Source organism: Dysosmobacter segnis, from assembly GCF_014297285.1.
In the GTDB taxonomy this organism is placed as follows: domain Bacteria; phylum Bacillota; class Clostridia; order Oscillospirales; family Oscillospiraceae; genus Oscillibacter; species Oscillibacter segnis.
Genome location: NZ_JACOQI010000008.1, coordinates 47,966 through 69,000, shown reverse-complemented (window position 1 = coordinate 69,000; position 21,035 = coordinate 47,966). Strand labels below are relative to the sequence as shown.

16 protein-coding genes are annotated in these 21,035 nt (G+C 55.1%); 5 read left to right on the top strand and 11 right to left on the bottom strand.

Annotation, left to right across the window (positions count from 1 at the left end; genetic code table 11):
• Nucleotides 1-98: 98 nt before the first annotated feature.
• From H8Z83_RS09700 to H8Z83_RS09660, 9 genes are all read right to left on the bottom strand, one after another.
• A complete protein-coding gene (locus H8Z83_RS09700; RefSeq protein WP_187014841.1) occupies nucleotides 99-7,169 on the bottom strand; it encodes an S-layer homology domain-containing protein in 7,071 nt (2,356 codons plus the stop codon).
• 670 nt (nucleotides 7,170-7,839) lie between these two features.
• Nucleotides 7,840-8,391 carry a hypothetical protein gene (locus H8Z83_RS09695; protein ID WP_187014840.1) on the bottom strand — a complete coding sequence of 184 codons (552 nt, stop codon included), beginning with the start codon at nucleotides 8,389-8,391 and terminating at the stop codon, nucleotides 7,840-7,842.
• Between the two features lie 46 nt (nucleotides 8,392-8,437).
• Nucleotides 8,438-9,055: a recombinase family protein gene (locus H8Z83_RS09690; protein WP_187014839.1), complete on the bottom strand. Its 618-nt coding sequence runs from the start codon at nucleotides 9,053-9,055 to the stop codon at nucleotides 8,438-8,440.
• 1,095 nt (nucleotides 9,056-10,150) lie between these two features.
• Nucleotides 10,151-10,417 carry a hypothetical protein gene (locus tag H8Z83_RS09685; protein ID WP_187014838.1) on the bottom strand — a complete coding sequence of 89 codons (267 nt, stop codon included), beginning with the start codon at nucleotides 10,415-10,417 and terminating at the stop codon, nucleotides 10,151-10,153.
• The gene (locus H8Z83_RS09680) at nucleotides 10,414-11,199 is read right to left on the bottom strand and encodes a hypothetical protein (protein ID WP_187014837.1); all 786 of its coding nucleotides are present in this window, start codon (nucleotides 11,197-11,199) and stop codon (nucleotides 10,414-10,416) included. The genes H8Z83_RS09685 and H8Z83_RS09680 overlap by 4 nt, the downstream gene beginning before the upstream one ends.
• 113 nt (nucleotides 11,200-11,312) lie before the next feature.
• Nucleotides 11,313-11,558: a helix-turn-helix domain-containing protein gene (locus H8Z83_RS09675; protein ID WP_243184879.1), complete on the bottom strand. Its 246-nt coding sequence runs from the start codon at nucleotides 11,556-11,558 to the stop codon at nucleotides 11,313-11,315.
• A gap of 13 nt (nucleotides 11,559-11,571) precedes the next feature.
• Complete coding sequence (locus tag H8Z83_RS09670) at nucleotides 11,572-11,964, bottom strand: type II toxin-antitoxin system PemK/MazF family toxin (protein ID WP_187014836.1); 393 nt, start codon at nucleotides 11,962-11,964, stop codon at nucleotides 11,572-11,574.
• A gap of 659 nt (nucleotides 11,965-12,623) precedes the next feature.
• Nucleotides 12,624-12,935, bottom strand: coding sequence for a hypothetical protein (locus H8Z83_RS09665; RefSeq protein ID WP_187014835.1), 312 nt, complete (start codon nucleotides 12,933-12,935; stop codon nucleotides 12,624-12,626).
• Nucleotides 12,936-13,211: 276 nt separating this feature from the next.
• On the bottom strand, nucleotides 13,212-13,580 hold the full coding sequence (locus H8Z83_RS09660) for a hypothetical protein (RefSeq protein WP_187014834.1): 369 nt from the start codon (nucleotides 13,578-13,580) through the stop codon (nucleotides 13,212-13,214).
• Nucleotides 13,581-14,214: 634 nt separating this feature from the next.
• Here H8Z83_RS09660 and H8Z83_RS09655 point away from each other — a divergent pair.
• On the top strand, nucleotides 14,215-15,126 hold the full coding sequence (locus tag H8Z83_RS09655) for a tyrosine-type recombinase/integrase (RefSeq protein WP_187014833.1): 912 nt from the start codon (nucleotides 14,215-14,217) through the stop codon (nucleotides 15,124-15,126).
• Nucleotides 15,127-15,348: 222 nt separating this feature from the next.
• A complete protein-coding gene (locus tag H8Z83_RS20170) occupies nucleotides 15,349-15,732 on the top strand; it encodes a transposase (RefSeq protein WP_374044392.1) in 384 nt (127 codons plus the stop codon).
• Here H8Z83_RS20170 and H8Z83_RS09645 read toward each other — a convergent pair.
• On the bottom strand, nucleotides 15,720-15,914 hold the full coding sequence (locus tag H8Z83_RS09645) for a hypothetical protein (RefSeq protein ID WP_187014831.1): 195 nt from the start codon (nucleotides 15,912-15,914) through the stop codon (nucleotides 15,720-15,722). The two genes, H8Z83_RS20170 and H8Z83_RS09645, sit on opposite strands and share 13 nt — an antisense overlap.
• Before the next feature lie 90 nt (nucleotides 15,915-16,004).
• On the opposite strand from H8Z83_RS09645, the gene H8Z83_RS09640 reads away from it, so the two are divergent.
• Nucleotides 16,005-16,415 carry a site-specific integrase gene (locus H8Z83_RS09640; RefSeq protein WP_187014830.1) on the top strand — a complete coding sequence of 137 codons (411 nt, stop codon included), beginning with the start codon at nucleotides 16,005-16,007 and terminating at the stop codon, nucleotides 16,413-16,415.
• A 144-nt stretch (nucleotides 16,416-16,559) separates the two neighbouring features.
• On the opposite strand, the gene H8Z83_RS09635 is transcribed toward H8Z83_RS09640, so the two are convergent.
• Nucleotides 16,560-18,038, bottom strand: coding sequence for an ATP-binding protein (locus tag H8Z83_RS09635; RefSeq protein ID WP_187014829.1), 1,479 nt, complete (start codon nucleotides 18,036-18,038; stop codon nucleotides 16,560-16,562).
• A 370-nt stretch (nucleotides 18,039-18,408) separates the two neighbouring features.
• Between H8Z83_RS09635 and H8Z83_RS09630 the strand changes: the two genes are divergently transcribed.
• Both H8Z83_RS09630 and H8Z83_RS09625 read left to right on the top strand, forming a co-directional pair.
• Nucleotides 18,409-18,612, top strand: coding sequence for an Arc family DNA-binding protein (locus H8Z83_RS09630; protein ID WP_187014828.1), 204 nt, complete (start codon nucleotides 18,409-18,411; stop codon nucleotides 18,610-18,612).
• Nucleotides 18,613-19,428: 816 nt separating this feature from the next.
• Nucleotides 19,429-20,739, top strand: a complete 1,311-nt coding sequence (locus H8Z83_RS09625) for an RNA/DNA-binding domain-containing protein (protein ID WP_187014827.1) — start codon at nucleotides 19,429-19,431, stop codon at nucleotides 20,737-20,739.
• The last annotated feature ends 296 nt before the right edge of the window (nucleotides 20,740-21,035 follow it).

Genomic DNA, 21,035 nt, shown 5'->3' with positions numbered 1-21,035 from the left:
CGCCAGCCCCCTGTTTCATACGCGGCCCGGCTTATCGCCCATAAAAAATTCCTCCCCGGCCGAAAGGCCAGGGAGGTTTCTTATAAGAGGTTTTGATCTCACTTTTCCGCGTACAGCCGCCACAGGAACGCGGCGATCTGCGCTCTCGTGCAGTCGTTGGCGGAGCCGAACAGCCCACCGCCGATGCCGTCGGTGATGCCGTGCTCCTTGGCCCACGCCACAGCCTGCGCATAGTAAGCGTCCGCCGCTACGTCGCTGAACCCGGCGCTGCCGCTGACCGTGGGGCTGCCCGCCGCGCGATACAGGAACGCCGCGGACTGGGCGCGGGTGCAGGCGGCGTCAGGACTGAACAGGCCATCGCCCGTACCGCCGGTGATGCCGTTTTCAACGGCCCACGCCACCGCCTTGGCGTAGTAGCTGCCTGCGGGAACATCCGCAAAGCTGACCGTGCCCTTCGGTTCGGGAGAACCGGCGGCACGCCACAGGAAGGTGACGATCTGGGCCCGGGTGCAGTTCAGGTTGGGACTGAAGGTGGTCTCCGTAGTGCCCTGGGTGACCTCGCGCTTGAGCATCCACTCCACCGCGTCCACGTAGTAGGCGCTGTTTGCCACGTCCGCAAAGGGATTCACCCAGGAGAAGGTAGGCTCCACCGTGACCTTGTCGGCGGGCATCTCAAAGGTAAACGTGCCGTCGCCGTTGTCCTTGACGGCCAGCTGCTTGCCCTTGGAATCCCGGACGATCACCTCGTCCACCTCGTAATGGCGCTCCGGCTTCACGGTGATGGTCACCTTGTCGCCCTTGGCCGCGTTGGTCTTGGAGAGGGAAACGGAGCCGTCAGGATCCTTGCTCACCTCCGCCTGAACGGGGTGGGTGGAGGGTCTGGAGCTGCCGCCACCGCCACTGGAGGGGCGGGTGCTAACGGTCAGCTTGCCGTCCTCATAGCGGATGGTGTAGTTGTCGGAGGCCGCCGCGCCGCCGGCAAGGATCTTGACCTCGCCGGTCTTGGTCATGTCGGGGGTGATTTCCTTGCCGTCCGCGCCGACGTACTTCACCGTCGGCTGGGTCGTCAGTTTCTCCTCGCCCACCAGACCGGAAACGGTGCAGCTGTCCGCCCCCAGCGTGGGGGCCTTGTCGCCCACATAGGCGGTCTGATCCTTGGCCTTGACGGTAACAGTCTTCTTCCCCACCGTCAGGGTGCAGGTCACCGCCGCCTCGTCATAATCCTCCGTGGCGGACGCCTTGGCGGTGATGACCGCCGTGCCCGCGCCCTTGATGGTGACCTTGCCGGTTGCGCTGTCCACCTCGGCAACCGCAGGCGCACTGCTCTCGTAGGTCACGGTGCTGCCCTTGACCTCACCGGCAGCGGCGAGGGTGAAGTCCCCGTCACCGTAGGTCTTGGTCACGCTGCCGTTCTCAAACTTGAAGTTGGTCTGCTTATCCTTGGCGGTGGCCGTTATTTTTATGTTGATGACGTAGTCCGCATAGTTGTCGCTGGAGACTTGACAGTAGGCGTATGCTACTTTCTCCACTACACCTTCGTAATTTCGAACGGTGAAGGAGAAAATGCTGCCATCAAGAGAGGGGTTTTCAACAACAGAGAAATTATCGTCCTTACGCAAATAGCTCAAGCTGCCGCCCGGCACGACCCACGCTGTCAGATCCACCGTTTTTGTGCTGCCGATCTTCGCGGAAACGGGAATGTCCTTGTCTCCATAACTCGCCTTAGCGATGGTGATTTCCTTTGCGGCGCTGGTAACGTCCTCATAGTTATCGCCGCCGGACTTGGTCGCGGTGACGGACACCGTGCCCGCCTTCGTGGGATGCAGCTTGCTGCCGTCAACGATCGTCGCCTTGCCGGTGCCGTCCGTTACGGTGTAGGTCACCGTGCCGTCGCCGCTGCCGCCATCAGTGGTCAGCGTCAGGTCTGTGCCGTAGGTCGCGTCAGTGGAGGTCACGGTCAGCGGGGCCTGCTTGGCCTTGGTGATGGCGGCCTCGGTGATCGTCAGCACCTCGGTGGCTGCCAACGCATAGTTGCCGGTGGTGATAGCAGTGGGGGTAAAGATAATTTGCTTTGCCTCGTTAACATTGGCGCTGTTGTATTTCAGCGTGCCGCTGACAGCGAGGGTATCGCTGCCCACCAGAGAATCGTGCTTCACAGAAACGGTGAGGCCGCTGGGGGCATTGGTGCTGCCGTCATAGACCTTGGTGATCGGGCCGGAATGGATCAGATCATCCTTCGTCAGCGTCTTGGGTGCGATGGTGAAATTCGCCGTGCCGGTGTGGATCTCGATGGCAGTCTCATACTGCACCTTCACGGTGTAGCTGCCCGCGTTGGTGGGAACGGTTGTGCTGAAATCGCTGCTGCCCTGAGCGGCATAGGTGACCGTTGCCTCTACACCCGCAATCACATCGTACCGTGGCGTTTTTGCGTTCTCTCCGTAGGTCCAGTTGTCCATGCTGACGGAAATATCCGGCACTTCCCGCTTGGGCTGGAGCGTAATGTTCACAACCACCGGAACAACCGTGTAGTTCTTGCTGGTCAGATTGACCGTGATGCTTCCCAGCGTTGTTCCCGTGATGCCCGCCAACGGATTCATGGTAACGTACAGCTTGCCTTCGTCCCATTTGGCCGATTTTACAAGGCCCGAGTGTATAGAGATGCCGTTATATGCCGTATTCGGCTCTAAGCCGCCGCCATGCGGAATATTGTTCAGCGCCTTGGCAATATCCACATCATATGTGTACGCTCCCGATGCCGGATACACGGTCAGCGGCACCTCAATGCTGTCGCCGTTGTTGGCGTGCTGAGCCTTGCTGATGGTCAGTCCAAGCGCATCGACAGCCGCATAGACGTTATTGCTTTCCTCAAATACAGCCTTGATTATGTAGTCGCCTGCATCCGTCGGATTGCCGTCCAGCTTTGCTCCTTCGGTATAATTATCGGCATTTTTCGTGGCATTGTACCATTCGAACCGTGTAACATCCTTGAATGTACCGTTTGCAATCGTCAGCTCCGTCGGATTGGCGATCGGGGTATTTTCCCTAAACGTCCATCCGCGCGGGTATCCCATCCAACTCAAAACGCGCGGCGTAGCCTTTGCAATGGTATACTCCACGCTGGCGGTCTTGGCATTTTCACCCTCGCCCACGGTGATGCTGGCGGTGTAGGTGCCCGCGTCGGTGGGTGCGGTGTCAAGGATGTCATTGCCCTTTTTATAGGTGATGGTAGATTTGGTGATGCTGCTGTCAAGCGTACTCGTCACCGTGGCAGCTGCCTCTTTACCGTCGCCGTAGGTTGTGTGCGCAGGCTTGTTGATGGTCACGCTGCCGCCGTCGGGGGCAGGGCAGCCGGACTTGCCGCACTCGGCCGTGATGGTGTTATCCACGCCGGAATAGGTCCACTCGTGGGTGTGGGTGCCGAGGTACAGTGCATTCTCCTTGAGGAATACAACAGTGTTCTGATCCGTGGCGTCGGGGGTAAAGTGCCCTCTGTCATCAGCGGAAATAACGTAGCCGTCCTTGCCCTGAGCGATCTGGATGCCGCTCTCCGCGGGGGTGCTGGCGGTGGTCACGCCGATCTCCGCGTCCTCGCTGAACTTGCTGACAACGTTCATGACCTTGAGAATGCTATTCTCGGTATTTTCGCTCAGATAAACATTGCTGGTCTTGGAGTTTCTCTGGCCTACATGGTTGCCGGTGATCTGTGCGCTGCCGCCGACGGAGAAGTTTGCCAACTTTTTTGCACATACATACACGCCAGCATCGGTACTGTCTGAATATTTTTCCTGGTCAGAGAAGTTTGCCGTATTCCCGGTGATCTTGCCGCCGGTCATGATGAAGCTGCCGTTGCCGTCAAGAATCACACCTGCGCCGGAACCATTGGAACGGTTGCCGGAGATCTCGCCGCCGGTCATGGTAAACGTACCGTTGTATACATACACGCCGCCGCCAGTGCCGTTTCTTCCGGCAGTATTGTTGGAGATCTTGCCGCCCTCCATGTTGAAGGCACCGTTGTACAGATTCACGCCGCCGCCCCAATAGCCATTATTGCCGGTGATCGTGCCATCGTGCAGGTTGAAGCTGCCGCTGTTTATATATACACCGCCGCCATCGCCATTGTAGTTCCAACCGAGTTGATTGTTTCCGGAGATGCTGCCGCCGTACATATCAAATGTACCGCCGCCCACGTACACGCCTGCGCCATATCCCTCGCCAACCTTGTTCCCGGTGATCTTGCCGCCGTACATGGCGGCGCTGCCGTCTTTGTTGACATACACACCGGCGCCGTTCATGGCGATGTTCTCGGCGACCTTACCGCCGTACATGGTGAAGCTGCCGCCGCCATCGACGTACACGCCTGCGCCGCTGTAGAGACGCTCAGGGGGATAGTTGGTGCTGCAATTGTTGGTAGTAATGCCGCCGTTATACAGGGTGAAATTGCCCTTCACCACCACGCCGCGGCCGGACTGTGAGTTTGCATATTCGTGCTTGACACTGCCCATCGTGCGCGTCTCGCCGCCGTTATTGTCATCGGTATGGCAGTCGGTAAGGGTGAAACTTTTGTTTGCGGGGACCTCGATCACGGCGATATCTTTTACCGAGCTCGTCTGAGTGATGTTCCGCCCGTTGAGGTCAAGCACGATGTTTGCCGGAACCGTCCACGTGCTGGTCAGATCAATTTTCTGTGTCAGGTAGTAGTTTCCCGCGTATTTGGGCAGAATGGCAGTGGGTTCCCACAGCACGTTGGGGTGCTTGGGGGCGCCATTCTCATCAAGATGCGTGCACGTCGCGCCGCAGACGGGGTGATAATGCACCTTCTCCATCGTGTGGAGCACGAGCTTGTCGCCATCGATCCGCGTCAGGTACCACTCGCCGCGGTCCTTTTTGAAAACACCCTCGTTCTCATCCGTGACGCCCTCGACGACGATCTTAACCTCATCCTTCTTATAGCTACCCGTCCCCTGGAACATATCCAGAGAGATCACCGAGGAAGGATCCAGCTTGCCGTCCACCTGAACGGGATGTCCTTCGTTGACAAAGAAATTGCTGCCGTCGTTGCCGCTGATGGTCACCTTGCCGGAGACCAGAAATGTGCCGCGATTACTGATGCCGCCGATATTGTAGCTGGCCCCCGGGATGTTTGCGTGATTCCCGGTAATGCTGCCGCCGCGCATAATAAAGGTCCCGTAGGAATATACGCCGCCGCCTTCGGCGAATGAACCGCTGTTTGCGGTGTTGCCGGTGATCTCGCCGGCATACATGGTGAAAGTGCCGCTGTTGCCGACGCCGCCGCCGTTAGTATGTGCGTTGTCCGTGATTTTTCCGCCGTACATATTGACGACGCCCTTGTTGTACACACCGCCGCCGTTTGCGGCACCGGCCGAGGTCTGTTTATTCCCGCTGATCTCAGCGTTGTACAGATTCAGCACACCGGCCTCGCCGGTCACATCTTTGAACTTTCCCCGGACTTCGATGCCGCTGCCCATCATATCGCTGGCGTGGGTGATCTTTCCGACAGCGCCCTCCGGCCTGCAGTCGCAGAGGTTCAGCGTCGCGTCGCGTCGGACGATGACCGTGGGAAAGCGCATCCCCTTACCATAGGTATAATTCTGTATGATCTGCTTGCCGTTCAGACACAGATTCACTTCGCCGGTGACCGCAAGGGGATACATCAGCGATATGTCATCCTCAAGGTAATAGTTTCCCTCCGGGAGAACGAACACATCGTTGTTTCCATAATCGTCAAATTTACTATATGGAATCTGTTCATGCTTAACGACCCGGCCGTCAATCAGCAGTTTTTTATCACTGTTGCTGGCCAGGCTGTGGGCAAAAGCCACCTCGGAGCTGTCCCCATACTCCGTCCCGACGCCGATGGCGTGGGTGTGGTTTTCTATGGGTGCGGCGCTGATCTTCAGATATTTGAACAAATACATCTGATCCCCATTCAGATCATCCGTAATATCACGATATGTTGTACCGCCGAAAGAACCCTGCACTGTCGTGCCCTTGGCCACGGTCAGCGTCGTAGCGGTCATGCCGCTTGATCCTTCAGGGTCAAAAAGCGGTCTGCCACCGGGAGCAGCGATCGCCACACTCGCGCCGTCCCTGACGGTAACATCCTTTGCCCGGATACCGCAGGCTTTATCGGTTTCGGTATTGGTGACATCGAGCTTCGTGCCCTCGCCTTCGATGATCACGTTGCATCCGTCGGCATTGATCCCGCAATTGCCGATGTCGCCCCTGCCGTCTTTCTTGACGAGGGTGACCTGTGCACCGCCCCTGACGGTAAGGTCCCCCGGCATAATCGCTCCCCATTTATTTCCGGAACACGTAACGCTCAGGCTGCCGCTCGGCGCGTCGGCGCTCTTTTCGATGGTCAGGTAGATAGCGCCGTCTCCCTCAAGGTCCGAGTTCCAGGCGTAGATCTGACCGTCGCTCAGTGTGTTCTCACCGTAGAGGGCGATGGTCAGCGGGTCGTTTCTCACGGGGGAAACTACCTTGATATCGCCGGAGTCCAGCGCAAAATCATGCAGCTCCAGCGTGCTCGTCTCTGCGTTGAACCAGGCGTAGTTGTCGTCAGGCTTCTCCGCCTGCGCCGCCGTGCCGTTGCTGGGAAAATAAGGCGCGGCGGCCGACAGGGCAACTTTGTTAATGCTCACAGTCATTGCCGTGCTGCCCTCCGTTAGCGGGGCCATCTGCGCATTGAACCAGTCGGACAGCGCCGCCAGCTTCTCCGTGTTTTCCAGCTGTGCCTGCTGTTCCTCGGTCAGGGTGTCATAATACGCGTCACAGGCGGTCTGAAACGCCTCGTAGACCGTGTCCAGCGCCTCGTCATCCATGCCGTCCAGTTCCTCCGCGTCAGGCAGAGCGTCGATCATCGCCTGCACGGCGGCCACGGCCTCGTCCTGCTTTACAGTCGAGTTCTCCTGCTGTTCTTCCTGTTCCGCAGGCTGGCTCTCCTGCTCCGCTTCCGCAGGCTGATTTTCCTGTTTCGTTTCCGCAGGCTGGTTCTCCTGCTTCGCTTCCCTGTTTGCCGGGTCTGCCGGTTCCTCCACGGCCGGAGGCGTCTGCGCCGTCCCCTCCGTCTCCTCTGCCAGCGCCGCCGTGGGCAGCAGCGTCAGGCACAGGGCCAGCGCCATGAGACAGCTCAAGATACGCTTCTTCATAGATCTCCTCCTGTTCGTTTCTTTCTCCGCCCAAATTGATTTCCCATGGACAAAGAGCTTCCCGTAGGGAGTCCTCCCTACGGGGCCGGGGGCGCCCCCGGACAGTTTTTCAGCTTTAGACGTTCAGTGTAGCATATTTTCCGCGCCTTGCGGGGCCGTCTGCATGAAACGTCCTTTTTTCGACACGAAATGTCACCGGAGCAGCTCCGGCCAACATGCCATTTCGCCTCTCTTTTTTCGCGATAAGATTGTACACCGTACACCGGTGTACGATGCAAGAACTTTTTTGAACTTCGGAAGAAATTTTACGAACCCCGGCGAAAAGCCGTTTTTTCTTAGTAAAATCGCCCATGCCGCCCCGTCATCTTCCTCTGGAGGAACGCAACCGAACACAAAGCCCTCCCCTGCTCCGCAAATCAAACCGCGCCCGGTGCACCGGGCGCTGATACTGCCCATGCCGGGCACACTAAAAAGCGGCCAGCAGCATTAGCTGCTGGCCGGGGAGACTGTCGATAGCAATTGTTTATTGGGGAGCCGCAGCAAAGACCCCCCAAATCTCCGCTGCGGCTCAACCCTCACGGCATTTGACGAGGCTGCAAAGGCACCCCTTCATGAACTGTGATCGCACACCAAAACCGGACAAATAGGACAGGTTTTCTAAAATATTGTATCAGTAGAACGGATTTTTCTCAATCGCTGCGGCCGTCCACAAAACATCTTCGAGCGGCATGCCGGTACATGCGCTCACATCTTTTGCAGTCACGAGATCCTGACAATCCGTGAGGAAACCGCAGCAGAATTTTTCGAAGTCGGAATGGCTGCTGCATTCCTTACGCTTCACTTCCATCAGGTACAACATACCGGCTCGCTTGGCCCGATGCCACTTCTCGGCATCGTCGCAGCGCCCAATAATCCAGCGGTATAGGTCGGAGCCGCCAACGCCATCATAACGGCCATCCGTGATGCCGGCTGCTTCATGAGAATACATTATACCGGTCACAGTCTCGATATTGTGTTCCACCCCGTACTGGAAAATAGGGATATCTTCCGCCCCGATAGCGTCGGCGTCAATGCCGGCATCAGGCAGCCTTAGCAGCGTACACGCATACGCACACAATACATTCGACTCATACAGCGTGTGCCAACCAATCGGGCACGGAATATCGATTTCCCCGGCAATTACGGCACGGGCTTTTTCTGTCATTTCTTTACTATAGTACATAACCGTTTCCTTCCTCAGGTAAGGATATCTCCCCGGAACTCCTGCGTTATCTCCTCTGCGGATATACGGCGTTGGCCGTACACCAGGCGGCCCTCCTGTTGTAATAGGTTCTCCGGCTCATCCCCAGTTCGCTGGCAGCAGCAGCGGCGGAGATCTCGCCCGCCATCTGGCGCTGCACCACGTCACGGAGCAGCTCCTCGTCAGCCTCGATGCGGGGGCGGCCATCGGTGTATTCCGGGTCAGCCTCACGCCGCGCAGCCTTGCCGGACTGGGTACGTTCCACGATCATGTCGCGCTCGTACTCAGCAAACGCCAGCATGACCGTAACCATCATCTTCCCCATGGGCGTGTTATCCGCGATCCCCATGTTCAGCACGTTCACGCGGATGCCGCGCTCCACGAGGTCTCTGACAATTCCGGTGCCCTCCGTGGCGGTACGGGCAAATCGATCCAGCTTGCACACAACGAACTCATCATCTGGCTCCAGCGCAGCCATGCACGCGTCGAACTGGGGCCGGTGCATCTTCGTTCCGGTGTACGCGTCGAGGTAGATATCCTCCTCGGCAACACCGGCAGCCATGAGCAGCTTCTTCTGTTCCGCGAGGCTCGTGCCGTTGCGGGCCTGTCCGGCTGTACTCACGCGCCCATAACCCACTCTCTTCATTCGTCCTCATCCTTTTCGTCATCCGGAACCGGATTGCTGGGGTCCACATAATCCAACACGAACTCTTCCGGATTCCGTGCTCTCTTGCTGGGAGACCGCTTCGGCCGGAGTACAACCTCATAACCAACTATATCAGCAATTTCGCAGAGTGTGTCAGTCCTGATAGCAGGCCGCATCAGTGCAGCCGAAAGAAAACTCTGGTCTCGCCCCATATTAATGGAAACCGTTTTCGAATTCGTTCCGCAGGTCTTAAATAAATCGTGCATGAGCGCCTTTAGCCGCATAATGTTACCTCTGAATATTTTTTAAGTTTATTATACTAACAATTGTTAGTTCCGTCAAGCGGCAATGACATGATGGCAAAATGACAGCCATTTCCTTAATATACACGGTTGGCGCTCCGCAATTTTTCCTTCTTGTACCCCTCCACCGCCCCCAATGTTAAAAATCCAGCCAAAAAATGACGCTCTGGGCAGTTCAAAGCTGCCCGATTTTCTGGCAGGCAAAAACGCTAACAATTGTTCAATCTTTTTAGTGGAAGCACTAACAGTTGTTAGGCTGCCCTACACCGTGCAAAATGTTTTGAGTTTCTGCACACCTGCGCAGTCCGGCAGCCTTTTCAGAACTGAACGCAGCAGCAGATCTATTTATATGATGTATGCTCAGTTCTGAGCGTGAAGCCATGCCGCCGCTATATCATGCCGTTCCGCTGCTATTTTGCCCATCAAAAAAGCGTCCGTTGCAGGCGCTTCTGCTGGCTGCTGGGGGTTCGTTCCCCCTGCGTGTTTTCGTCTGCTTTTGCGGTTGAGCCTTGCAGTCAGTTCTGAGCGATGATTCAGAACTGACCGTAAAATTCCCTCTATCACTCAGTTCTGAAAAATCGGCTCGAAAGCAAAAAAATCGAGCCTCCCGCCATTACGGCGGGAAACCCAGATCCTTCACCAATCCCATGATCCCGATACATCATATCCCCAGGATGATGGAGCGCAACTGCAGCCACCTCATCCGGCGCGCCCCTCCCTGCGGAGCGCCCAGTAGGTGCGCAGCAATCCCTCCAACTCGGCCCGCACCTGCCGGGTATCTCTATAATTGATATTAGTCATCATTATCATAATCCTTCTCTCCCGGCAGCCCCAGCGCGGCATATGCCGTGATGAAGGCCGCCTCATCCAATGCCCCGCTGAGTTCTCGTCCCAGCAGTCCCTCCAGCCGCCGCACTGCGGCCGCATAGTCCGGCATCTGCTGCGTGAGTCCCTCGTGGATGAGGGCAGGCAGCCGCAGATATTCCGGCGGCAGCCGCTCCAGCCGGAGGCGGAGCCGGACGAACGCCTCCCCCAGATGCCGGTCTGCAAGCGCACTCATAGCAGCACCCCCAGCAGCTCGTCCATCAGCTCGTCTGATGCCGCCGCCCAGTCGTCCGGGTATCCTGCCCAGGCCGTGCTGGTGTGTGCCAGCTCGTCCAGCTCGTCCGAATGCTCCAGGCAGTAGTCTGCGAGCGCTTCCCAGGCCAGGCCGGGGGTGGAGCAGCTCCGGATGAACGCAGCCTCAGCGGTGACTCCCCGCCGCATCTCCCAGCTCTGGCTGGCGTGGTCCCGGTCCGCGCACTCCGGTGGATAGTCCTCCAGCAGATAGCCGAGGTCCGGGTTGCAACGTACCCAGTAGGCATCGTCCAGTTGGAGCAGCTTGCCGATCTCCCACAGCTGTGTTGCCCGCTGGTTCGTATACTGTGTGCCCAGCACATAGTTGATCCATCTGATATAGGTCTTTTCCCGCACCAGACAGCCGTTGATGAGCGTTGCGGCATAGGAGTTGCTCCAGAGCGTTGTTAATATATGCACGGCGGCGATTGTTGAATAGTAGCAGCTTCCAATGATCTTGCCGCAGCCGAACCAGCCGTCTTTCGCGTTGAGACACCACTGCTCACCGCTGTTTTCGTCCAGATAATTGTAGTGGCCGACGGCCTTGCCGTCCTCCTCGTCCAGCTCCGGCGGAGAGAGCAGATACAGCTTGTGTCCGTATAGCTGTACCGGTTCCACTGTCACCATACTGCCTGCCCGCAGGAGCTTCAGCGCCTGCTGCGCGTATTCCGCCCGGTGTTCCTCCGGGATATTGATCTCTCCTAAATATTGACTCTCAATGCCCATGATTTTGTCCCCCCTTATATGAGTTCAGCATACCACGGAGGACGCGCGCAAACATTAAACCTATGGTATAAAATGAAGGTCGGGAACGATCTGTTCCCGGCCCTCATTATGCTCTATGCCGCCTGCTCCACAATGATCTTGTCCATGGGGACGCCCCAGAGCTTGCTCAATGCATACAGGTTATCTACGCTGGGCAGATTACGCCCGTGCTGCCAGTGGTAGATCGCCTGCGGATGTTCGAGCCCTAAATAGGTCTGTAAGTCTTGAACGGAGTACCCTTGCTCCAGCCGCAGCTGGCGGATGTGCGCGCCGGTAGCCGCAAGGTCAATGGTCGGATAGGCCATGCTGATGCTTCGCATGATGCCGCCTCTATTATGCTGCCAGATTGATACAGAGGTCGATGCCCAGCTGTGTGGCCAGAGCGTGCTGAATAGCCAGCCGGTCATACCAGCCATATACTGTGCCGATGTGCCGGAGCAGACAGGACTTGTCCAGTGGCATCACCTGCTCGCACATGGCGATACTGCCGCTGGAAAGGCCGTAACCCCGGAGGTATACATGGGTGGGCAGCGCGGGCTTGTGGCGCTGAGTGGTACAGGGTACTACCGACACGACAGGGCTGGAGGCGTTGCCCAGATCATTGCTGACGATGACAACCGGGCGGGTGCCGCGCTGGACGTGGCCTGGTACAGTCGGCAGGGCTGCCCACCAAAGCTCCATACGGTGCACGGCGGGACGGGGAAGGTTCTGCTTGCGCTTTTTCATAATTTTGTCTCCTCGTATAAAAGATATTTGGAAACAAAAAAGCACTGCACAGGCTATAGTAGTCCCGTGCAGTGCGGAAGATTCTCTTGCCTTGGGGGGGCGAAATGGGTATAATATCCCTGCGGTGCAGAGTTTCTGCTGCTTCGGGCGGTCGTGTCGCCTGCTGCAGGCGGTAGGGTGCTGGTAACACCCTGCCGCTGCCGTGCTATTTTGTTTTCATCGTCATTATACCACTTGTTGATAGGCCGTGCAACCCGCATCGGGCCATCGCGCGCGGCGGGAAAAAATTTCAATTTGCGTGGAACAGGCAGGAATGTCCGAGGTGGACATTCCTGTTTTTTGTGTAAGTCAGGTGGCCGGCAGGTACTGTGTGGCAGTCAAAAAAGGAGACACAAAAATAGTTCTCTTTGTCAATTTGATTGTGCAATGATAGAAAAATTACGCGATCACAAACGAGCGGCGGCGCTGCTGCGTGCGGCAATTTTATTGAAAGAACGGCAATGCAATTCGTGCTTCTGAAAGCTCACTGGCAGATAAAATTGATATAAATAAGATGTGTGTTTTCATTTTTTTCAAGCGTTTCCGGCGGCGTGTTTGCCGCTTTTTTTAATGAGAAATCGCAAATTATTCGACGGTTCTGACACGGCAGTCCTCTGTTTTTAGAGATGAGTTATAGCGAAACACGCACGAAAAATATCGTCGGTTTCGAAGAAAACTGAACTCGTTTTTACGAATTTCGGCTCTGTTTTTTGAGTGAGTTCTTCATAGAACCCAGCCGGTTTTTCGCCGGAATTGACGCTGCTTTCAGCGGAATGAAGCTGTGCGATCTGCGCAGTTCGACCGCTGAGTGACGCATCTGCGGCTGCTTGCGCGCACGATATGCAAGCTGTTTTGCTGGCAAAAATGCTGCGGAATTTCCGCTCAAGCGCGCCAACGATGGCGGCTTTTTTCTGATGATTTTGCGCTCGCAATCAGCGTTTTTGCCTTTGCATTTAGCTACTTTGCACGCTATAAAGATGACTGAAAGTATCTGAATTCTCATCGGAAAAGTTTGTTTATCGGCCCTTTTATGAGAGAAAAAAGTCGGCGGAATGTGTCCTGCGTGAGTCGCAAAGCGCGTCCTGCGTGAGAAAAAAAACACATTCTGCCGTCTCTTTTTTTGAGTACTCCTGACAGGGTTTGATGCAATTCAACTGCGGAGCTCTCCCCTGTTTTGATGCTCCGCAGTTACGAAAATCGGAGGAAAATTAAGAATGAGCGGAGCGTTCTCCACATCTTTTTTGCTCAGAAAATGAAGAAGAAACACGCATCCGCTGCCTCATTTGGATGACGGTATGGTACGTCATTAGGGGGCTGGCAGTCTGGCGGAGTACGTCGTCCCGGCAGAGCTGAATGCCAATATCCGCCTGGAACCCGGTAAGCATGAGCTGACCGCCGAAGAGATCGCAGCGGCCAAGGCCGATACCGCCGCCATCGCCAATGGCTATGGCCTTTGTCTGGTGGGTGTTCCGGGAGGCCGGTTTCGGCCTCTGCAAAGCGGCCAGCTGTGCGACGCTCGTGACCCTGTAAAAGGTTTTTGCCCCCAGCCCGGCTGCCCGGACCCGGCCTAAAACCAAAACGAGAACCGCCCTGCGCCGCGGGCGAATTTTTTTCTTGACTCCTGAAAGTGCGCGCCGTATAATCATATTGTAAATGTCTCTCTTAGCCTGTTATGGGCACGTTTCTTCCCTGCTGCTTGCGGCAGTCGTTTCTAAATTTGACTGTTTTCGTGATTGACGGTATATTACTATTGAATCGCGAAGTGATATCGTACAAGAGAGTTCATTCTAACAAAGAGCAAAGAGAATATATAAAACGAAGAGCTAAAACAAACCTGATTAGGTTGTTTTAGCTCTTTATATTTTTCGAAAGGAGGTAGAGCGTATGCGAATCAAATTGTTTGTCTCTCATGTCCGGCAGCGTGGGAGCATTACCCCGGCATTGCTGTCTGCCGGCAGCACATGGCACGCGCGGCCGCTGGCCGCATCCGTCTGCACGGTAGTGCCTGCCGCCGCTGTGGCCACTGGCTACAGCAGGACGTTTGTGCGTCCCATGCGGCGTCTTACTCACCAAAACCAATCAGAGACAGTGGGCAAGCGTCACCCACGGAGCCTTACGCGGCAAGGCTTTGACGCATCCGTCTTCCGGAAACGAGGCGGAAACAGGGACCGCGGACTATTGGGGGTACTATACCCAGAAAGGATATTGCGTATGATCCACACTCAGAACGAGGGCATCTACCGCGCCCTCATCGCCCAATTGGACAAGCTGGCCCGGCACAACCGGCAGGAGAGCTACAAGACCCGGCAGCGGTACTATGAGGCCATGCAGCGGTTTTGCCGCTATTTGGCGGAGGAGTACCGCCTGCAGAAGCTGGCCAACATCTCCGGCAAGCATCTGGTTGCCTACGTTCGCCACCTGCAGGAGAACGGTAAGGCGGCCAGCACCATCAAGACGGAGCTGGCGGCGATTCGGTTCTGGCATGACCAAATTTCCAATACTAAACATAAGCTGCCCTCCAACGGGGATCTATCAGATCAGGCGCCGTTGGAGCGCCGAAAGCTTCAGGGGACTGACCGGCACTGGACGCCGGAGCAGTTCACGGCCTTCGTGGCGGTTTGCCGGGAAGCGGGCCGGACTGACTATGCAGATATTGCCACGCTCACCTTTTATGTCGGTCTGCGCATCCATGAGGTCTGCCGTCTTGATACGGCTGCCGTGGAGGCGTGGGAGCGCACAGGGCTGTTGACGGTCAAGGGCAAAGGCGGACGTGTCAGGAGCGTGCCTGTGGAGGCAGGAGCAGCAAAACAGGCGCTGCGTGACCGGCGAGCCGCAGTCCAGCGCGGGCACAAGCTGTTTGTGCCGGATGATACGGCCACCGATGCCTATATCTATGCCTTCCAGAGCTTCCTTCGGGAGCACCGTCCGGATCAAGGGACAAATCCTCGGCCACTGACGCATCATGGGCTCCGGCATAGTTACGCCATCCGGCAGTACCAGACGGCCGTGGACGGTGGAGCTTCAGAACACCGCGCCAAACTGGATGTGTCTCACTTGCTGGGCCACGGTCGGGCAGACGTGACGAAGATATATCTGGCGTCAGCTGAGGAAGATGAGCCATGAATAAGGTACACACAAAAGTACACACTTGACCTTTGGACGAGCCAAATAATGTTTTACAGAAGTTCACAAACCTTGATTTTGCTGGTTAGCCAATAACTTTTTTGCCATGATAAAAGGCAGTGCCTGATTCGAGTCCAGCAGTCTCTGCCAAAACGACAAAATCCGAACTTGTTCCTAATCGGGGATGGGTTCGGATTTGTCTTTTATTTGCAATTCTTTACAATGTGGCGGGGCATCCCGAAGCAGACACCTCTGCCCTTTCTACGTTCAATGACAAAAATCAGGTTGCCGCGTATGCGGTCAACGGCTTTGCATGGGCGGTTTCCAATAAGGTTGTTGGCGGAACCAGCAATACCACTTTATACGAATCTTGATTCAGAGACTTTTCCCATTGGAACAATCAAAGAACTTTACCGTCTCCGTTGGGGAATTGAAACTTCCTTTAGAGAATTTAAATATACCATTGGGCTATCTTGCCTGCACGGCAAGAAAACGGACTTTTTACTACAAGAGGTTCTTAAAATGCTTTACACCCAAACAGTGTTAGCGTTCGCCAGGAAAACCACTGCGGGGGTGAGGACATTTTTTTGGACTTATTTGATGTAGTTCCTAAATTTCTCCGCCTCAATATCAATGGAAAAAGTAGGGCCAAAAATATCTTCCTCTACAATTCCAATGGCGGATGTAGAATCAATCAACTCACCTGAGTTCGTCTCAAAAACTTGAATTTCAATTTCATCATCATTAGGGTAAGCGCGTAGCATAGTGATCAAATCGCCGACTGTCATTTTCTATTCCTCCGTATTCATTACTTGCACAAGCCCAGGCTAGTGGAAGGCATGACTCCCAGGCAAAAACTTCGGCTGAGAGCATGTCGAATGCTGATCTCATATCAGAAGAATGGTAATTTCGGATTTCAATCTCCTCGGGTGGAAAGAATCTTTTCCGGCGAAACGGGAAATTTGATCACTCAGTTTATACAGCATGAGCGCGCTATTGGTCGTTCTGAAAAAACAATCGAATCCCGCGAAATATATCTGCGCGCATTTAATCTGTACTTGCAACGATTTGATTTGTCCTTTAATGACCTGTCTGTCGATTGCATCGAGGCTTTTTTCAAATCAATGAATTATGAGCTTGCGATGCGCCATAACAGTGCCAACCATCTCAGGCAGCTTTTCCATTATCTCTATGATCGCGGAATTACTGTTACAGACAATCTCCCATCCACAGGCCGGATGTGTGCAGGATACCGACAGCTAAACACTTCAAAGTCGGCGTCAAATTGAATCGAATAAAAGCCCCCTTCCCTGTGCGCCCTTGCACTGAACACAGGAAAACCCCCGGTTCGCACGAACCGGGGGTCTTTGTTCTTCCCCACGGCCGGAAGATTCCGGCCGCGGCTGGGTTCTATGGAGTTTGGGCTTTGGGGCTTACGCCGCGTCGGGCGGGAGGACGATGCCCTCCTCGTCCCAGGTGGTCAGCGCAAAGTGGTAGGGGCGGCCCTTCTTGTCCTTCTGGCGGTTCAGCTCCGCCAGCAGAGCCTTCACCGTGTCGGGGTGGCGCTGGGCGATGAGCACGGCCTCCCGCACCTCCATATCGTCCGCCACGCAGCCGTCGTGATACATCCGCAGCTGATACAGGTCCTCTGCCTTGCTGCCGCCGGCCTTCGCCTCAAAAAGAGTGACGCCCTCCGTGCTGCTGACAAACAGATCCGACTTGATTTGCAGGTTCAGGCACTGATACAGGTTCTTCTCCGTGGAGACCCGCAGAACGCCCGGTTCCGCCGACTTTTTCTCCGCAAGCAGACGCACCAGCATCTGCTCCCGTCCCTCCTCCTTGAACGGCTCAGGGATGTTGGCGCGGATCCAGCTGAACAGCGCCGCCACCTTCTCATCGTCCTCCCGCAGGCCGTTTTTCGCCGCCTTGGTATCCGGTAGGGCCTCCGCCTGATCGCTGAGAATATCGATCTGGGCGAGGAAACGGTTCTGGCTGGGGTGCAGGGCCTTCCCCCAGATCTCGTTGTACAGTCCGTGCTGGATGGCACGGCCGTTGATCCGGATCTCCGCACCGCTGGACGCCATGTTGGCCCGGTAATAGAAGGCGTTTTCCTTGCTGCGGCGGATGCTTCCGTAGCGGCAGCAGATGGTCACCGGCCCGCCGCCCAGATCGGTCTCCACCGGGGGCAGTTCCGTCATCTGGCCGTCCCGCCAGTTGGGCTCCAGCGCCCCGGGGATCTCCCCGCTGTCGGAAGCGCCGTTCTTGTCAATAGCGGTGAAGAGGATGATGAACGCCTTGTCCCGCAGCAGGTTGGCGTAGGTGTAGCGCAGGGTCTCCCGCAGGTAGGCCGCCATCTGCCCAAAGGTGGGCTCCTCCTTTTTGGAGGCGGGCTTGAGGGTCAGGAACTTGTGCATGGGGCAGCGCACCCGCACCACCGTTCCGGTCCCGCCTGCCACTTCCCCGCTGCCGGGGATCATCGACACGGGCATGTGGATGTCGTAGGGGCCTTCCGCCCGCTGGTAGCGGTCATTGGCCACGTCCTCTGCCGTCCGGGTCTGGATGCTCCAATGCTGATCCTCCCCGGCGTTGATGGACGCCAGGGCGTGCTTGAGGCCCATGCCGTGCTCGTTCAGCGTGGATTCGGCGCAGGAGCGGGCGGCAATGGTGAGGGCGGCGTCCATGTTCTCAATGCCGGTGCCGTTGTCCCGGACCATGACGTCCACATAATCTCCCTGCTCCTCCAGAACGATCTCCACCCGGCCGCGCCTCTTATGGGCGCGGAAATTGGAAATGGGGTTGTCGATCAGTTCGCAGAGGGTCTGGCCGAAGTCCTTGAAGTTGCCGGAAATGCCGGCGAAAAACTCCTTGCCGTTGGGGGCGTTGTCGATGTTTCGAATGATGATTTCGCGCATAATAGTTCCTCCAAAAAATGTTTTTTCGAAAACAAAACGCACGGTGCAGGTCGTTGCCCTACATCGTGCGGGAGGATCTTACAACATTCCTCTTGCCCCGCCCGCCGAAAAAGGGTATACTGTCCCTATCGGTGCGGGGAATCCCGTTGTGTAGGTGGTCATGTCACCTGCGCAGGTGCAAAGGAGCGGCAACTCCTTTGTACTGCCGTGTTTTTACTTTCTGGATATATCATAGCATATACGGTTGCGCATATCAAGCCGGAATGTTGCACAAATATACGGTTGTATATATGTTGATCATTGCCATATAGACGGGATCAGGCAGCTGCGGTATACTAAAATAGATAGCAATTGAATGGGAGGGAGCATTATGCCGACAACGGATGCCCAACGCCGGGCACGGGACAAATGGCTGTCCGAAAAAGTGGAGACCATTAACCTGAGAGTGCCGAAAGGCTCAAAAGAGATCATTAAAAGCCACGCCGAGAAGCATGGAGAGTCCACAAACGCTTTTGTTTATCGCACCGTGATGGAAGCCATCCAGCGGGACGAGAAAGCTGATAGAGAAGAATGATCAGAGCGGAAAGGTTTATGGCCGGAAGTTGACCAGTATCAATTATCCCGGCCTCAATTATTCGATCAGTTGCTCTCGAAACACCGTGGCGCGGATGGCGTCCAGATAATACAGATAGGCCGTCAGCCTTGATGGTTGTGCCCTCTGTGCAAAATATAAAGGATCCTAACGAGAATTTCTCAGCAGGATTCTTTTGTGTTGCGAGGGTCTAAGCCACGGATGCAGTGGTGTCGAGAGAGACTTTACCTTGCGGTGGGCAGCCCCGCTGCAAGTGGCTGTACCGGGTTCAGTGATGTCACAGCGGATGCCTACTACGCAGCCACTGTGACATGGGGCCGCACACGACAGCATCGCCGACGGGATCGGCAACGACCTGTTCGGCGTCGGCAATAAATGTACAAGAGCGCAAATCGTGATGTTCCTGTGGAAACTGTACGCAGGAAAGCAACTGCTATCTATGTAAAAAGGACTCCCCTGACCGATTTTGCGGTCAAGGGAGCCCTTTTTGTATGTCGTGGGAACCATGGGCGAGGCACATCATCGTAACTGTGCTTCTCTGTAGGTACGGCAATTTCCGAATGATGTCTGTCGCCTTTTGGCGTAGTGGTTTAATCGGGTCTGCGCAGTTTTCTGATATTTTCAAATGAGCCCTTCTGCGATTCTTGCATTTTTGTAAGAATCGCAGGCAGGCCTTGAATGAGAAATAGATCATTCTTCACACCACAAAGTGAACGAAAAGTGAATTTTCACCTTATGGTGTTGAAGATTGTGAAAATATGAGTATAATATAAGTAAGCAACAATGGAGGTACTGCGTATGCAATACGAAAGCGAGCGCATTGAATACAAATTCCAAATGATCGATGACATCTATAAGGAGGTCATCGCATTTGCAAATACGGACGGTGGCGTGATCTATTTCGGTATTGACGACAAAGGCAACCTGATTGGCATTGATAATGTGGATGAAACCTACACGCGCCTGACCAACGGCATCCGCGATGCAATCGCACCGGATGTGACCATGTTCGTGCGGTATGTCCTCCAGGATAATAAGGTAATTCAGATCGAGGTTGCCGAAGGCAGCTATAAGCCTTACTATCTGAAATCCAAAGGTATGAAGCCTGCCGGTGTTTATGTCCGTCAGGGGACATCCAGTGTTCAGGCATCTCCCGAGCAGATTCGTCAGATGATCAAGGAGTCGGACGGAGACAGTTATGAGGACTCCCGCAGTTTGGAACAAGATTTAACATTCCATGCCGCAGAAACCGCATTTGAACGGTACGGCGTAGAGTTTTCCGTTGAGAAGTATCGTGCGTTGGGTATTACACAGAATGATATTTACACCAATCTTGCGCTGCTGCTTTCCGACCAGTGCCATCACACGATCAAAGTTGCCGTGTTCAAGGATGAATTCTGCACAGAGTTCCGTGACAGCAAGGAGTTCGGCGGGTCTGTGTTCAAGCAGTTTGAGGATGTGGTAGACTATCTCGCTCTGTGCAACAAGACTGTTTCCACGATCAAAGGACTTGTTCGCACGGATAAGCAGGACTACCCCGAGGAAGCCATTCGTGAAGCCCTGCTCAATGCGCTTGTGCATCGGGATTACAGCTTCAGCGGCAGTATTATCATCAATGTAAACGACAGCAAAATGGAGTTTATCTCTCTTGGCGGTCTACTCTCCGGCCTTTCTACCGAGGATATTCGCATCGGTGTTTCTCAGCCGAGGAACAAAAAGCTGGCAGAGGTGTTCCATCGCCTGCGCCTGATTGAAAGCTATGGCACCGGTATTCGCCGCATTTTCAAGCTGTACGAAAACTGCCCTGTACAGCCCAGCATTGAGGCAACGACCAATGCGTTCAGAATCGTGTTGCCCAACATGAATGCTACCGATGCTGCAAACGAGGATACACCGGCAACAACCGGCAAGTCTACTGCTGCCATCACTCCCCAGATGAAAACGGTGATGGATTATCTGGCGGAGTATGGCGAAATGACCGATGAAGATCTGCAGGAGCTGCTGAATATCAAAAAGACAAGAGCCTACCTGCTTTCCCGCCAGATGAATGAAAATGGGTTGATTGACATCATCGGCCGGGGCGCGGGAAAAAGATATCGATTGAAGTGAGGGCAAAAATGATGATTGCTACCACGAAATCGAAGAACAGTATCTACACAACAAATACTGCGACGAGGAATTCAAGGTTAAGCTGAAGCCCATCAAATCAGACAACAACCAATTTCTTCTCCTGTAGGAAGATAAGATTGATGAAATGGATGAGGATACTCATATCTACCATAACTTTATGCTTTGCAAAGAGCGCTTTGTGCGCTGGACAGAAAAGGACACCAATCCGTCTCAGGTGCTTGATATGGACCCCGAGAAGATTGGCCGACATTTCCTGGGGGTGCTGCCGAGGATCT

Coding starts and splice junctions, on each gene's coding strand:
- H8Z83_RS09685 (WP_187014838.1), bottom strand. CDS start 10,417: ATGAGTGCGCTTGCAGACCGGCATCTGGGGGAGGCGTTCGTCCGGCTC.
- H8Z83_RS09645 (WP_187014831.1), bottom strand. CDS start 15,914: ATGACAGTCGGCGATTTGATCACTATGCTACGCGCTTACCCTAATGAT.
- H8Z83_RS09670 (WP_187014836.1), bottom strand. CDS start 11,964: ATGAAAAAGCGCAAGCAGAACCTTCCCCGTCCCGCCGTGCACCGTATG.
- H8Z83_RS09690 (WP_187014839.1), bottom strand. CDS start 9,055: ATGAAGAGAGTGGGTTATGGGCGCGTGAGTACAGCCGGACAGGCCCGC.
- H8Z83_RS09630 (WP_187014828.1), top strand. CDS start 18,409: ATGCCGACAACGGATGCCCAACGCCGGGCACGGGACAAATGGCTGTCC.
- H8Z83_RS09655 (WP_187014833.1), top strand. CDS start 14,215: ATGATCCACACTCAGAACGAGGGCATCTACCGCGCCCTCATCGCCCAA.
- H8Z83_RS09625 (WP_187014827.1), top strand. CDS start 19,429: ATGCAATACGAAAGCGAGCGCATTGAATACAAATTCCAAATGATCGAT.
- H8Z83_RS09700 (WP_187014841.1), bottom strand. CDS start 7,169: ATGAAGAAGCGTATCTTGAGCTGTCTCATGGCGCTGGCCCTGTGCCTG.
- H8Z83_RS09635 (WP_187014829.1), bottom strand. CDS start 18,038: ATGCGCGAAATCATCATTCGAAACATCGACAACGCCCCCAACGGCAAG.
- H8Z83_RS09640 (WP_187014830.1), top strand. CDS start 16,005: ATGCTGATCTCATATCAGAAGAATGGTAATTTCGGATTTCAATCTCCT.
- H8Z83_RS09675 (WP_243184879.1), bottom strand. CDS start 11,558: ATGCGAAGCATCAGCATGGCCTATCCGACCATTGACCTTGCGGCTACC.
- H8Z83_RS09680 (WP_187014837.1), bottom strand. CDS start 11,199: ATGGGCATTGAGAGTCAATATTTAGGAGAGATCAATATCCCGGAGGAA.
- H8Z83_RS20170 (WP_374044392.1), top strand. CDS start 15,349: ATGTGGCGGGGCATCCCGAAGCAGACACCTCTGCCCTTTCTACGTTCA.
- H8Z83_RS09695 (WP_187014840.1), bottom strand. CDS start 8,391: ATGTACTATAGTAAAGAAATGACAGAAAAAGCCCGTGCCGTAATTGCC.